At 73.7% G+C, this 13,208-nt stretch carries 6 protein-coding genes; 1 reads left to right on the top strand and 5 read right to left on the bottom strand.

What is annotated here, in order from left to right; translation table 11 throughout:
• Nucleotides 1-90 precede the first annotated feature (90 nt).
• Complete coding sequence (locus tag WMF43_RS35775) at nucleotides 91-3,960, bottom strand: serine/threonine-protein kinase (RefSeq protein ID WP_437671633.1); 3,870 nt, start codon at nucleotides 3,958-3,960, stop codon at nucleotides 91-93.
• Nucleotides 3,961-5,029: 1,069 nt separating this feature from the next.
• On the opposite strand from WMF43_RS35775, the gene WMF43_RS35770 reads away from it, so the two are divergent.
• On the top strand, nucleotides 5,030-5,593 hold the full coding sequence (locus tag WMF43_RS35770; RefSeq protein WP_437671632.1) for a hypothetical protein: 564 nt from the start codon (nucleotides 5,030-5,032) through the stop codon (nucleotides 5,591-5,593).
• Between the two features lie 94 nt (nucleotides 5,594-5,687).
• On the opposite strand, the gene hrpA is transcribed toward WMF43_RS35770, so the two are convergent.
• The 4 genes from hrpA to WMF43_RS35750 form a co-directional block, all read right to left on the bottom strand.
• A complete protein-coding gene (gene hrpA, locus WMF43_RS35765) occupies nucleotides 5,688-9,461 on the bottom strand; it encodes an ATP-dependent RNA helicase HrpA (RefSeq protein ID WP_437671630.1) in 3,774 nt (1,257 codons plus the stop codon).
• 85 nt (nucleotides 9,462-9,546) lie between these two features.
• Nucleotides 9,547-10,248: a hypothetical protein gene (locus tag WMF43_RS35760; RefSeq protein WP_437671629.1), complete on the bottom strand. Its 702-nt coding sequence runs from the start codon at nucleotides 10,246-10,248 to the stop codon at nucleotides 9,547-9,549.
• On the bottom strand, nucleotides 10,245-11,180 hold the full coding sequence (locus WMF43_RS35755; RefSeq protein ID WP_437671628.1) for a PEGA domain-containing protein: 936 nt from the start codon (nucleotides 11,178-11,180) through the stop codon (nucleotides 10,245-10,247). The genes WMF43_RS35760 and WMF43_RS35755 overlap by 4 nt, the downstream gene beginning before the upstream one ends.
• Nucleotides 11,181-11,195: 15 nt before the next feature.
• Nucleotides 11,196-12,608, bottom strand: coding sequence for a serine/threonine-protein kinase (locus WMF43_RS35750; protein ID WP_437671626.1), 1,413 nt, complete (start codon nucleotides 12,606-12,608; stop codon nucleotides 11,196-11,198).
• Nucleotides 12,609-13,208 lie beyond the last annotated feature (600 nt).

Here is a 13,208-nt window from a genome sequence, read left to right as displayed (position 1 = left end):
CCACCCGCCCCCGCCGCGCGGGCCCACCCGACGGCGCGCCGGCTTGGCTCGACCTCTCCCGCGCGACGCCCTCTCTCGCCGCGACGCCCCCTAGGAGCCCCCGTCCTCGAGCCACCGCTGCGCCAGCGCGAGCATCCGCGCGTGGTCCGGCACGTCCCGGAGGAACCGCTCGCGCCACGCCGGATCGCTGATCCGCCCGGCCCGCACGAGCAGCCCGTTGCGCGCCGCCGCGATCGCGCCCTCCGCCTCGCCCCTCCGCCCCGCCGCCGCGAGCGCCTCGGCGTGCACCAGCTGCACCAGGAGCCCGTCCTCCTCGCGCCGCCCCGCCTCGAGCAGCGCCGCCGCCTCCGCCGCCGCCGCGAGCGCCTCGCCCGCGCGCCCGAGCTCGAGCAGCGCGCGCGCCCGGACCGCGATCGCCAGAGGCCGCCGCTCCGGCGCCGCCCCCGCGAGCGCCTCGGCCGCCCGCGCCTCGGCCTCGGCCTCGGCCGCGGCAGGCGCGCCCGCGAGCAGCAGGACCCGCGCGAGCTGCAGCCGCCCCTCGCACTCCCGCCGCGCGTCGCCCCGGCGCTGCAGCGCCTCGATCGAGCTGCGCAGGGCCGCCTCCGCCGCGTCGACCTCGCCCGTGTGGGCGAGCGCGAGCCCGAGGTGCTGGAGCGCGCTCGGGACCCGGTCGTCGAGCGCCATGCGCTCCGCCTCCTCGAGCGCCGCGCGGAGCACCCCCACCGCCGCCTCGAAATGCCCGAACTCGACGTAGCAGATGCCCATGTTGAGCCGCGCCCGGCACGCCTCGCGGCGATCGCCGATGTCCTCGAACGCCCGGAGCGCCGCGCTGAGGCTCGCGATCGACGCGCTCGGATCGCCGTTGTGCTGCCGGAGCAGCCCGTGCAGGTAGAGCAGCTTCGCCTCCGTCATCAGGTCGGCGGCCGACGGGTCGTCCTCCGTCGCCTGCTCGACCGCGTCGATCAGCGCGTCCACGCGCGCGTAGCGGCCCCCGAGGAGCAGCACGATCGCCCCCTCGAGCAGGCACGTGCTCCTCGCGACCCGCGCGCCCGCGAGCGGCTCCGCGCCGAGGACCACCATCATCCAGCGCTCGACGCGCGCGTAGTCGCCCTGCTTGTGCCCCGCCCCGGCGAGCTGCGTGAAGGCGGAGAACCAGGCCACGGAGCCCGGCGCGAGGTACCGGGTCGCCTCGATCCCGCGCTGCTCCGCGAGGGCTGGATCCCCGCGCCAGAGCAGCGCCTCGGCCTGGACGAGGCGGAGCGCGCCCACCGTGGCCGGCTCCGGCCCGCAGGTGATGCCGCGCTCGGCGCAGGCGATCGCCGCGGCGAGGTCGTTGCCGCGGAGCGCCTTGTCGGCCGCGCGCAGGTACCACTCGGCGGCGCGCGCCGCCTCGTCGCCCCGCTCGAAATGCTCCGCCAGCACCATCGGATCGCCCTCGCCGGCCGCCTCCAGGAAGCCGCCGGCGAGCGCGTGGCCGATGCGCCGGTCGCGCGCGGTCAGCATGCCGTAGGCGGCCTCGCGCACGAGCGCGTGGCGGAAGCAGTACTCCGCGTCGTCCCGCTGCCGCCCCTCGCCCCGGCGCGTGATCACCTCGCGCCGCTGGAGCTCCGCGAGCAGCGGCGCGATCTCGACGCTCCCGAGCAGCGCGGCGACCGCGCTCGGCCTGAACGTCTCGCCGAAGATGCTCGCCGCCCGCAGGAGCCGCCGCGCCTCCGGGTCGAGCGTCTCCAGGCGCGCCTGCACCATGGCGACCACCGTCTCCGGCAGGCCCTCGCTCGCGCCCTCGGCGGCGGCGCGGATCTGCTCCTCGAGGAAGAACGCGTTGCCGTCCGCGCGCTCCACGAGCCGCGCCACGAGGTCGTGCCGCGCGTCGGCGCCGAGCGCCTCCCGCACGAGCCGCTCGCTCGCGCGCCGCGGCAGCGGCGTCAGGTGGAGCTCGTGCGCCAGCCGGCCCTCCCAGAGCTTCGGGAAGAGCCGGTGCACGTCGGGCCGCCCCAGCGCGAGCACGAGCAGCGGCATGTCCTTGAGGCGGCGCAGCGCCCCCTCGACCAGCGTGACCGTGGGGAGATCGCCCCACTGGAGGTCCTCGAGCACGAGGAGCACCGGGCACGCGCGGCACTCGGCCTCGAGGAAGTCCTCCCAGGCGAGGCGGAGCTGGTCGCCCATCAGCGCCGCGTCGCGCCGCGCCAGCCGGAGCTGCACGTCGTTCTCGTCGGGGAACGGGGCGCCCGCGAGCTCGCCGAGGAAGGCGGCGACGCGGGGCGCGTCGAGGCCCTCGAGCCGCTCCACGCGGCGCCGGATCGTGCGCTGCCGCTCCTCGATCGGCTCGCGATCGTCGAGGCCGAGGGCGTGGCGGAGCGCGCTCGCGAGCAGGCCGAAGGCGGACCCCGCGCCCATGGGGTCGCCCTGGCCGATCCAGACCTCGATCCGGTCGCCGCGCTCGTCGAGCTTGCGGATGAGCTCCTGCCGGAGGCGCGACTTGCCCATGCCCGCCTCGGCGGTCACGAGCACCGCGCCCGCCGCGCCCTCGTCGATGCACCGGTCGATCTCGGCGACGAGCATGGCGAGCTCGCGCTCGCGGCCGACGTACGTGGTGGGCCGGCCGAGCAGCTGCGCGGTCCGCTCGTCGCGGGCGGCGTGGAGCACGCGCCCCGCGGCGTCCTCGGCGACGTCGAAGCGGGCGCCGATCAGGCCGGCGGTCACCTCGTCGATGCGGACGCCCGCGCGGCTCGCGCTGGCGGCGCCGTCCTCGCCTTCCGAGAGCATCTGGAAGGCGCGGTCGATCAGCTCGCCGACGGGCAGGCGCGCGGAGAGCTCGGCGCGGCCGGTGGCGAGCGCGACGGGGGCGTCGCCGAGCAGCGCCTTGAGCGCGAGCGCGCAGCGGGCGGCCCGCGCCGCGAGGTCGGTCGGCGCGCCCGCGCCCGAGAGCACGATGACCGGCGACCGGCCCTCGAGGAGCTCGAGCTCGCCGCGGTACTGCTCGGCGACGTCGTGCAGCTGCCAGAGCTGCGCCCGGCGGGGCTCCTCCGCGGCGGGGCCCTCGGCGGGGCGCTCGCGGGTGACGACGAGACACATCACCCGCCGCTCGCCGGTCGTGAGCTCCACCGCCCGCGTCGAGGAGTGGGGCCGGGCGAGGCTCTCGGGGCCGCTCATCGCGGCGAGCTTCGCGGCGACGGCGTCGCCGTCGCGGGGGCGGTCGGACGGGGATTTGGCGAGCATGCGGGCGATGAGGGCGTCGAGGGCCGCCGGGACGCCGGGCCGGAGCTCGCGCACGCGGGGCGGGTCCTCGAGGAGGACCTTCATCAGCACGGCGAGGCCGGCGTTGCCCTGGAAGGCGGCGCGGCCGGTCAGGCACCGGTAGAGGATGCAGCCGAGGGCGAACACGTCGGCGCGGGCGTCGACGTTCAGCTCGCCGCGCGCCTGCTCCGGGGCCATGTACCCCGGCGTGCCGAGGATGAGGCCCGCGACCGTGAGCGGCTCGTCGGCCGCGACGCGCGCCAGCCCGAAGTCGATGAGGACCACGCGATCGAGCGAGCCGCCCTCGAGCAGCAGGTTGCTCGGCTTGAGGTCGCGGTGGACGATGCCGAGCTTGTGGACGGCGCCGAGCGTGCGCGCGACCTGCAGGCCGAGCTCGACGGTCTCGTCGAGGGTGACGCCCTCCCGGGTGAGCCGCTCGGAGAGGGTCTCGCCGTCGAGCCACCCCATGGCCAGGTACGGCTGGCCCCACGCGGTGGCGCCGTGGGCGACGTACCGCACGACGCCGGGGACCCGGGCGGCCGCGAGCGCCTGCGCCTCGCGGGCGAAGCGGCCGAGGTGCTGCGCGCCCTCGGCGTTCAGGATCTTCACCGCGACGGGGGCGCCGGTCGTCAGGTCGGTCGCACGGTAGACGCTCCCCATGCCGCCCGAGGCCGCGAGGCGCTCGATGCAGAAGCGGTCGTCGATGAGTTCTCCTGCCTGCATCGGTCGCCGAGGTCCCGACGATGGTCCTTCTCGTCTACCAGCGTGCCAGCGAGGCGCGCGCTGCGTCCAGTGCTCATTCAGCGCGGCGGGGGCGCAAGGCGGCGTACGTGCTCGGGAAAGCTGGGCGGAAACCTCGACGAAATGATGGGCGTGGGGCGCTAGGGAGGGAGAACGGCGGTGGTGCCCAGACGAACGCGCCGTCGGGAGGGTCCGCGCTCGCCGGCGTGGCGCGGGCGGGCGCTGGCCATCCGCCAAGACGGGGGCGCGGGAGCTGAAGCTGAGAACACCGCCCGGCATGTCTCCCTTCGGGCCTTGATGGCTGAGGCGTTATGGAGCGCGCCACACAAGGCGCGCCTGGGGCGCCTCGCCCTCGGAGGGCTTATGGTACCTCGGTCGGTGCTCGGCGCGCCCGCCCGCGCCACGCCGGCGAGCGCGGACCCTCCCGACGGCGCTGAGGGGGACCTTCGATGGGAGGTGAAGAGAGCTTGTCACGGCATACCAAGCTCGTTCGGCGAGGGCACGTACATCTGCGGTGCTCCTCGATTGGGATCGGCCTAACACGCGCGCGATGTCAGGCCGGAGTGGCCTTCGACCCACGAGCTCGTCTGGTTGATGCCGGCCGCGCTCGCCGGGGATTGGGAGATGCGCGAGCAGACGGCGTCATCGCTGGAGAGACACGCCGCGAACCCATCTGCGCATGTCGCTTCGCAGCGTGATTCCATGGGAAACGAATCGAGAGCAGGTTTCCAACGCTGGGTTGGAATTGCACACGTTTCCGACGTGCTACCGTTTATTCCCCCTGTACAAAGACCTTGCCGCTGGAGTCCCTGTGCGTGTTTTGTGATTGAAATCACAGTTATGTTCCGCTGTCGGCGTAGGGCCGCCGGCGGGATGAGGGACGCCGTGTGCACGCGGCAGATATCATTCTGAAAATTTCTAGTGTAGGGAGAGGCTCGGCGCCGCGAACCGGTGCCGGAGCTTGGAGAAGGCGCTCCGCAAGAGCGGCGGCGTTCGCCGCCTCCTCGTTCGCGTCGGAGCAGCGTAACCGTCAGTGTCAGGAGAACCATTCATGAAGAGCCTTAAGTTCGCAGCGATTCTGGTCTCGGTGTGCGCGGTGGCGGCCTGTTCGGACGACGGCGGCGGTGGAGGCTCGGGGGGTGAGGGCGGCGCGGGCGGCGGGCCCGGCGGAACGACCACCACCTCCGCGAGCTCGACCGTCACGACGGGCACGGGGACGGGCGGAGGAAACGAGGGCGGAGGAGGCAATGGCGGAGGCGGCTCCGGCAGCGAGTGCGCCGACCTGGCCGAAGACGCGTGCTTCGAGTGTTGCTCTGCGGAGCACGAAGAGGGGGATGCGGAGCTGTCCAGGCTGGTCGTCGAGTCCTGTGCCTGCGGGGAAGGGGCTACGTGCAACGACGTGTGTGACACGGAGGACGCCGCGACCGACGCGTGTGCGGACGACGGGACGATCAACCCGGAGGCAGAGCCGACCGAGGCGTGCGTGAACTGCCTGAACGGCGTCCTCGGGGGCGGCGCAGAGCCGGACGCCTGCCTCACGGACGTCGTGGATGGCTGCGCGGCGAACACGGATTGCCGCGCGCTCCTCACGTGCGGGCAGGGGTGCGGCGAGTAGCTCCGCGCTGCAGAGCTCCCGCCCAGGTCCCTGCGTCGACAGGACGCGGGGTGGAAGTCCGGCCAACCCTGGCCGGACTTCCGGGGGGAGCGGCCTAGCCCATCAGCCGCTTCCACTGCTCGGTGAGCCGCTGCGGCGACACCGGGACAGCCGCCTTCAGCTCGGGCGCGAAGAGCGATACCCGCAGCTCCTCTATCATCCAGCGGAACGACTCCAGCTCTTCGACCGGCGCGCCCTTCCGGCGGAGCCCGTCGTGGTGCTTGAGCCAGTCCTGCCAGAACGGCAGCACCTGGGCGGCCTTGGCCTGGTCCTTCTGCGGGCCGTTGGGCAGGCGCTCGAGCCGCACCTGCATCGCCCGGAGGTAACGGGGCAGGTGCGCGAGCCGGTCGAGGGAGGCGCGCTGGAAGAGGCCCACTGGGAGCAGGAAATCGAGCTGCGTGCGCACGTCGTCGAGCGCCGGCCGCGAGGCGCCGGGCTTGCCCGTCATCGACCGGAGCATCGACTGCACGCGATCGAGCTCCACCCCGATGTCCCGCGCGAGGCCCGCGAGCCTCCCCAGCACACCCTGCAGCGACCGCCGGCCCTCGTCGAGCCGCGCCTGGAAGGCGGCCCGGGTCCTCGGGAACGAGGCCGGGTCGCCGAGCTGGAACGCCTCGTCCAGCGCGCGCAGCGCGATCTGCCGCGCGAGGCCCGGCTCGCCCGGCGCCACCTTGGCGCCGAGGCCGCTCACCGCCACCGCGCTGCGCAGCGGCTGCTCGAGCTGGCTCATCTTGCCCCCGATCTGCAGCAGGATCAGCCGCCGCAGGCCGCCGCGCGTCGCCTCGACCGCCGCGGCCCGCGAGGCGAGCACGCGCAGCGACACCGAGGTCTCCGCGTCGACCAGCGCCGGATAACCGAACACCCTCTGCCCGCCGACGTCCACCGGCACGCGCTCGGGCAACGCCTCGACGCCGAACGACGTGAGGCCGTCCCGCTCCAGACCCGCCTTGCCGACCCGCGCCCAGGCCTCCCGCGCGCGGCCGGACAGGCGATCCTTCAGATCCCGGAGGTCGCGCCCCTCGCCGATCACGCGGCCGTCCTCGCCGATCACGCGGAAATAGAAGCGCAGGTAGGGCGGGAGATCCTCGGGGCGGAACACGTCGGGCGGCGCGCGCTCGCCGGTGCGCTCCTCGACCGCGCGCGCGAGCGCAGGCCGCAGCGGGCCCTGGAACGGGCGCAGATCCGCCGCGATGTCCCGGGCGACTTCCCGGAGCGGGACGAGCGCCTTGCGGATCGCCTTCGGCAGCGACTCGAGCAGGAGCGCGATCTTCTCGACGTGCCAGCCGGGGATCATCCACTCGAGCTCGTCGGGATCGGCCTGCGGCAGGAGCACGAGCGGGAGCGAGAGGGTGATGCCGTCGTCGTCCTCGCCCGGGTCGAAGCGGTACGAGAGCGGCACCCGGGCGCCGTACAGCTCGAGCTCGTCCGGGAAACGCTCGGGCGACAGCTCCGCGGCCTCGTCGAGCAGGACGTCGGCGAGCGAGAGGTGGAGCACCCGCGGATCCTCGGCCTCGGCCTCCTTCCGCCACGCCTCGAACGTCTTGCCGCTGTAGACCCCCTCGGGCACGCGCCGGTCGAAGAAGAGCTCCAGCGCGTGCTCGTCGGCCAACATTTCGCTCCGGCGCGCCTTGTCGCGCAGCCGGCTGACCTCCTCGAAGAGCCGGCGGTTGTCCTCCATGAAGGGCGCGCGCGTCGTGTACTCCTGCCGGACCAGCGCGTGCAGGAGGAAGATCTGGCGCGCGGACCTGGGATCGATGGGGCCGTAATCCACCCTGCGGTCGCGCGCGATCGGCAGGCCGTAGAGCGTCACCTGCTCCCGGGCCATCACGGCCGCCGGCTTCGCGGCCCAGTGAGGATCGCTGTAGCTGCGCTTGCAGAGCGGGCCGGCCGCGGCCTCGAGCCACGCGGGATCGACGCTCGCCGCCATGCGGGCGAAGAGCTGCGACGTCTCGACCAGCTCGGCGGCCATGATCCACGCCGGCGGCTTCTTGGCGAGGCCGGAGGAGGGGTGGAGCTGAAACCGCGTCTGGCGGGCCCCGAGATAGACCCTGTTCTCCTGGTTCCACATGCCGATCCGGCTGAGCAGCCCGGGCAGGAGGGCGCGGTGGATCGCCTCCCCCTTGGCGGGCGCGGTGTTCGGCGAGAAGCCCATCTCGCGCGTGATGCGGCTGATCTGGCGGTGCACGTCGACCCACTCGCGCATGCGGAGGTAAGAGACGAAGTGGTCGCGGCAAGCCTTGCGGAGCTGGTTCTGGGTCAGCCTGCCCTGCGCGTCCTGGTAAAAACTCCACAGCTTCAGGAGCCCCGCGTAATCGGAGCCCTCGTCCCTGAACTTCCGGTGCGCCTCGTCGGCCTGCCGCTGCGCGGAGAGCGGCCGCTCGCGCGGGTCCTGCACCCCGAGCGCGGCGGCGATGATCAGCACCTCGGCCAGCGCCCCCTCGCGCTCGCCGCCGAGCACCATCCGGCCGAGCCGCGGGTCGAGCGGCAGCCGCGCGAGCTTCCCGCCGATGTCCGTGAGCCCGCCGGACTCGTCGATCGCCCCGAGCTCCTCGAGCACCCGGTACCCCTCGTCGATCGCGCGCTTCGAGGGCGCGTCGAGGAAGGGGAAATCCTCGATGTCGCCGAGCCCGAGCGCCTTCATCTGGAGGATGACGCCCGACAGGCCGACGCGCAGGATCTCCGGATCGGTGTAGGCCGGCCTCGCCTGGTAGTCCTGCTCCGGGTAGAGCCGGAAACAGACGCCGCTCTGCACGCGGCCCGCGCGCCCCTTGCGCTGATCGGCGCTCGCGCGCGAGATGGGCTCGATCTGGAGCTGGGTGACGCCCGTGCGGGGGCTGTAACGATTGACGCGGGCGAGCCCCGAGTCGACCACGTACACGATGCCCGGGATCGTGAGCGACGTCTCCGCCACGTTCGTCGCGAGCACGATCCGCCGCCCCGGCAGCGACTGGAACACGCGCTGCTGATCGCCCTGAGGGAGCCGCCCGTAGAGCGGCAGGAGCGTCGTGTGCGGCAGCCCGTGGCGCTCCAGCTCGGCCATCGTGTCATGGATCTCCCGCTCGCCCGGCAGGAACACGAGGATGTCGCCGCGCGGATCGATGGAGGTGATCTCCTCGACCGTGTTCGCGACGGCGTCGGCGATCTCGGGCTCACCGCCCTCCGGGGCGCGGTGGATGACCTCCACCGGGTACGTGCGGCCGGAGACCTCGATGACCGGCGCCCCGCCGAAATAGGAGGCGAACCGGTCGGTCTCGAGCGTGGCAGAGCTGATGATGACGCGGAGATCCGGCCGCTTCGGCAAGAGTTTTTTCAAATAACCGAGCAGGAAATCGATGTTGAGGCTGCGCTCGTGGGCCTCGTCGATGATCAACGTGTCGTAGGCCAGGAGCCGCGGATCGCCCTGGATCTCGGCGAGGACGATGCCGTCCGTCATGTACTTGACGTAGGTGGCGGGGCTCGTGCGGTCCGAGAACCGGATCTTGTAGCCCACCTCCTTGCCCAGCTCGACGCCGAGCTCCTTGGCGACGCGGGCCGCGACGCTGGTCGCCGCGATGCGGCGCGGCTGGGTGACGCCGATCCGGGAGGAGAGCCCGCGCCCCATGGCGAGGCAGATCTTGGGCAATTGCGTGGTCTTGCCCGAGCCGGTCTCGCCGGCGACGATCACCACGGGGTTTCCCTCGATGGCCCGGGCGATGTCGAGCACCCGCGCGGAGATGGGCAGCTCCTCGGGAAAACGCACGGGGCCTCCCGACGCGGGCGGGGGCGAGGCCGCGTCGCCGGCGGCGCGCGGCTCGGGGGAGAACTCTTCCTGGCGAACGCGAGAGGTCACGGTGGGCGAGGGGGTAGCACCTCCCGCCGCGGCGCGCTGTTCCATGCCGCGCCCGGGGCAGCGGCGCCCCGTCCACCGACGGCCGTCAATCCAGCGCGCCGGCCTTGCACTGCGGCTTGGGGCAACGGCCTTGCAGGACGTCGCGGCATACCTGGTCGAGCTTCTCTTCGTCCGGCTCTTCCAGCGCGATGTAGAGCTGTTGCACGCGGCAGTCGAGCGACCCTTCGTCGTCGAGCCGGCCGCACGCGTTGAACACCTCCGGCCTCGGCCAGAGCGCGCACAGGACCATGCAGGTGTCGATGTCCGGCATCCTCGCCGGGCAGCGGGCCGCGAAGACCGTGCAGAGCGCCTCGCAGCCGCCGATGCACTCGTCGTCGCTCTCCGGGCCGAGCGGACCGGCCTCGGTGCAGCCGGCAGGATCGCCGGTCTGCACGTCGCGGCATCCGGCGTAGCCCGCCGGCGACGGCATCGCGTCGCAGATCGTGCAGCATGCGTTGACCGACGGGTACTGCGGCGCGAGCTCGCAGAGGGCCATCGACCCAACGCAGTGCGTCGAGCACGCGTCGACCTTGCAGGGGCCCGTCGGGTCTGGCGGGTCCGGCGAGGGGTCGCCCTCGTAGCTCGACTCGCCGGCGTCGCGCGCCGCGTCGCCGTCGCCCCCGTCGCTCACCAGCGCGCCGCCTTCGCCATCGCCGCCGTCGTTCACGCTGGGCAGCGGGGCGACGACCTGGCACCCCGCGACGCACGCGGCGAAGGCGCCGAGGCATGCCGCCGCTCTCTTGATCATAATGTCCCCCGAACGCCGATGTAGCCCGGGCCAACCGCCCACGTGACCGCCGAGGACGGCGCCTTCGCGTCGAGGACCAGGGCGAGGCCGCCGACGGCCGCGCCGGCCACGGCGAGGCCGAACCCCACGTTGGACACCCAGCCGACCGTGTTCGCGGAGCTGCGCGCGTCGCTGGAGCAGCCGGCGGCGCCCCGCCGGCACGCGTCCTCGAGGTCGCCCCTCGCGCTCAGGTACGCCGCGCCCGCGCCGAGCCCCAGCGCCAGCCCGGCGCCGGAGGTGATGAACCCGCCGACGACCCACGGCCTGGTCCCGGAACCAGGCCCCGGAGGCTCCGGCGCGAGGGCGACGTCGACCGTCGTGACCTCCCGCTCGGGCACATAGACCCGCTGCCGGGCGCTGACATACCCGTCGGCCTGGACCTCGATCCAGTGGTTGCCAGGGTCGATCAGGGAGCCCTCGGCGGACGGCTTCATCTCCTGGCCGTCGACCCTGAGACGGGCGCCGGCGGCGGTCGGCGTGATGTTCACCCGCAGCCTGGGGATGCGGTTGGCAAGCTCGTCCCGCAGCGCGTCGGCGCGGCGCCGCGCCTGCGTGAACGGCCAGGGCTCGTCCGGGGCCGCGTGCGACGAGCCGATCGCGGCCGCGAGATCACGCGCCTCGCTGAGCCGGCCGATCGCGGCGAGCGTCTTGACGACCTCGATCGAGGTCGTGGGCACGCGGATGAGCGTCTCGGCGCGCTGGTAGGCGCGGAGCGCCTCCGCGTACTTCTTCTGGGCGAAGAGCTCGTCGCCCTGGTACACGAGCTCCCGGGCCTCGCTGCGGATCTTCTCCTCCGGCCCGTCGCCGGCGTCCTGTCTGGCCGAGGCGACCGCCGGCGAGGCGGCGATGAGCAGGCAGACGAGCATCCTCAGCGTTCTGTCCCCGGGAACCATGGTGGGTCTCCTCGATCAGAAGCCGAGGTCGCGGCGCGCGCGCGTGCGGGGCGCGACCTTCTTGGCCTGCGGGTCGGCGGGCGCCGCCCGGGAGACGGAGGGGGCAGCCGGAACGGCGCGGGGGGCGGCCGCAACGGCGCCGGGGGCCCGGGCCGCGCCCGGCGTGCCCTGCGCGTCCTGGGCCTCGGGAGCGCCCTGCGCTCCGGGCGCCGGCGCGGCCGCCGCCTCCGCCGCGTCCTGAGCGGCCGGCTCGACGACGGGGGCGGGGCGCTCGGCCGGCTTGTCGGCGGCGACGGCGAGGCGCTCGACCGGGAGGGCGCCGACCGGGTTGCCGCCGATCGCGGCGAGCGACGCGCTCTGCGCGGCGGACGCGTGCCCGGCCACGCCGGAGGCGCCGGCCCACGCCAGCGTGCTGGCCCCGAGCAGCGCGGCCGCGGCCATGGCCCACGTGCGCCCGCGCACCCGCGCGCGCGGCGAGAACGAGCCGATCATGCCGGGCGGCATCAGCGTGGTCACGAGCGACTGGAACCCCTCGCCCGACCCGAACGGCTCGCGGTGCATGCGCTCGGTCGGGATCGGGGTCGGCCGCGAGTCGCGCGGCGCGCCGAGGGCGGCGTCCAGGGACTCGAGCACGGCGCGGGCGCTCTGGAGGCGGCGCGCCGGGTCCGCCTGGAGCATCGAGAGGACCCACGCGTCGATCGCGGGGGGCAGCTCCGGGGCGAGCTGGGACGGCGGCGGCGGCGGCCCGCGGTCTATCGCGACCGCCACCGCGGCGATGGTGGCCCCGCCGAAGGGGATTCGTCCGGTCAGGCAGAAGTAGGTGACGACGCCGAGCGACCAGAGGTCGCTGTGCGGCCCGACCCGCGCCCCGCCCGCCATCTGCTCCGGCGACATGAAGTGCGGCGTGCCCATGATGGCGCCCGTGACGGTGAGCCGCTCGGCGTCCACCGCGGTGTTCTTGGCGATGCCGAAGTCGAGCACCTTGATGAACGGCTCGCGCTCGCCGCCCACGAGGAAGATGTTCTCGGGCTTGATGTCGCGGTGGACGACGCCCGCCTCGTGCGCCTTCGCGAGCGCCGCGCCGATCTGGCGCACGATGGCGACCGTCTCCTCGAGCGAGAGCCGCGTGCGGCGCTCGACCAGGTCCTGGAGCGTCTCCCCTTCGAGGTGCTCCATGACGATGTAGGGTACTCCCTGATCGGTGAAGCCGAGGTCGAAGACGCGCACAACGTGGGGGCTCTGGATCCGGGCGGCGGCCTCTGCCTCGCGCTGGAGGCGCATGGCGGCCTGCGGGTGGTCCATGTACACGTCGCGGAGGAACTTCACGGCGACGTGCGTCTTGAGCGCGACGTGCTCGGCGAGCCAGACGCTCCCCATGCCGCCCTGGCCCAGCGCGCGGATGAGCCGGAGCTGAGGGCTTACCTGCATCCCCGGCGTCGGCCCGCGCTCCGCGCTGAACGGCGCGCTGTGGCAGCTTGCCTCAACTGGGGCGAACAGGTACGGGGATGCCTGAGTAGCCTCGCCCAATCCCATCGTCTTGCTCATGCGTCGAGACGCTTGCATGCGGCGAGCCATGACCCTGGATTTGGCGGTTCAGGGTGGATGAACGGGAGTCGGCGCGCCGCATCGTGGCGTGGAGCCGCGCTCCCCGGAGCCCTCGTGACAGTTCGCTACAGGCGTGTGCCGTGGCTGAAAGGGCGTCTCGCGATGCATCCTGCCATGGGCTCAGGGAGGGTGTCTCGGAGGGTCTCGGGCTCGCTCGCGGCGCGCGCCTGCGGGCTTCACGCCGCGGCCTCCGCGCCTCGGCCGCGGGCTCGCCGCCGCGGGGCCGGCGGGGGGACGGTGCGACAGGGCAAGTTCTCGGCTGCTGGCCACAGGCGCTGAACAGATGGGTAACCTAGCGTATTTCCTCACGAGCCCGCCCAGGAGCGCGATCGCGTTTCGACACGACGTCGTGGAGCGCTCGAGGGTGGATGGCCAGGGGGCGGCGCCGAGGTCGTAAGTTCCGAATATGTCTTGTGTTGCGGG

Source organism: Sorangium sp. So ce131, assembly GCF_051519095.1.
Classification (GTDB): domain Bacteria; phylum Myxococcota_A; class Polyangia; order Polyangiales; family Polyangiaceae; genus Sorangium.
Note: the sequence above shows the minus strand (reverse complement) of the source record. Positions and strands in the feature narration are given on the sequence as shown.

Bases quoted from the DNA above. Each gene is read 5' to 3' on its own strand.
- WMF43_RS35755 (WP_437671628.1), bottom strand. From the start codon at position 11,180: ATGGTTCCCGGGGACAGAACGCTGAGGATGCTCGTCTGCCTGCTCATC.
- WMF43_RS35775 (WP_437671633.1), bottom strand. From the start codon at position 3,960: ATGCAGGCAGGAGAACTCATCGACGACCGCTTCTGCATCGAGCGCCTC.
- WMF43_RS35750 (WP_437671626.1), bottom strand. From the start codon at position 12,608: ATGCAGGTAAGCCCTCAGCTCCGGCTCATCCGCGCGCTGGGCCAGGGC.
- WMF43_RS35770 (WP_437671632.1), top strand. From the start codon at position 5,030: ATGAAGAGCCTTAAGTTCGCAGCGATTCTGGTCTCGGTGTGCGCGGTG.
- WMF43_RS35760 (WP_437671629.1), bottom strand. From the start codon at position 10,248: ATGATCAAGAGAGCGGCGGCATGCCTCGGCGCCTTCGCCGCGTGCGTC.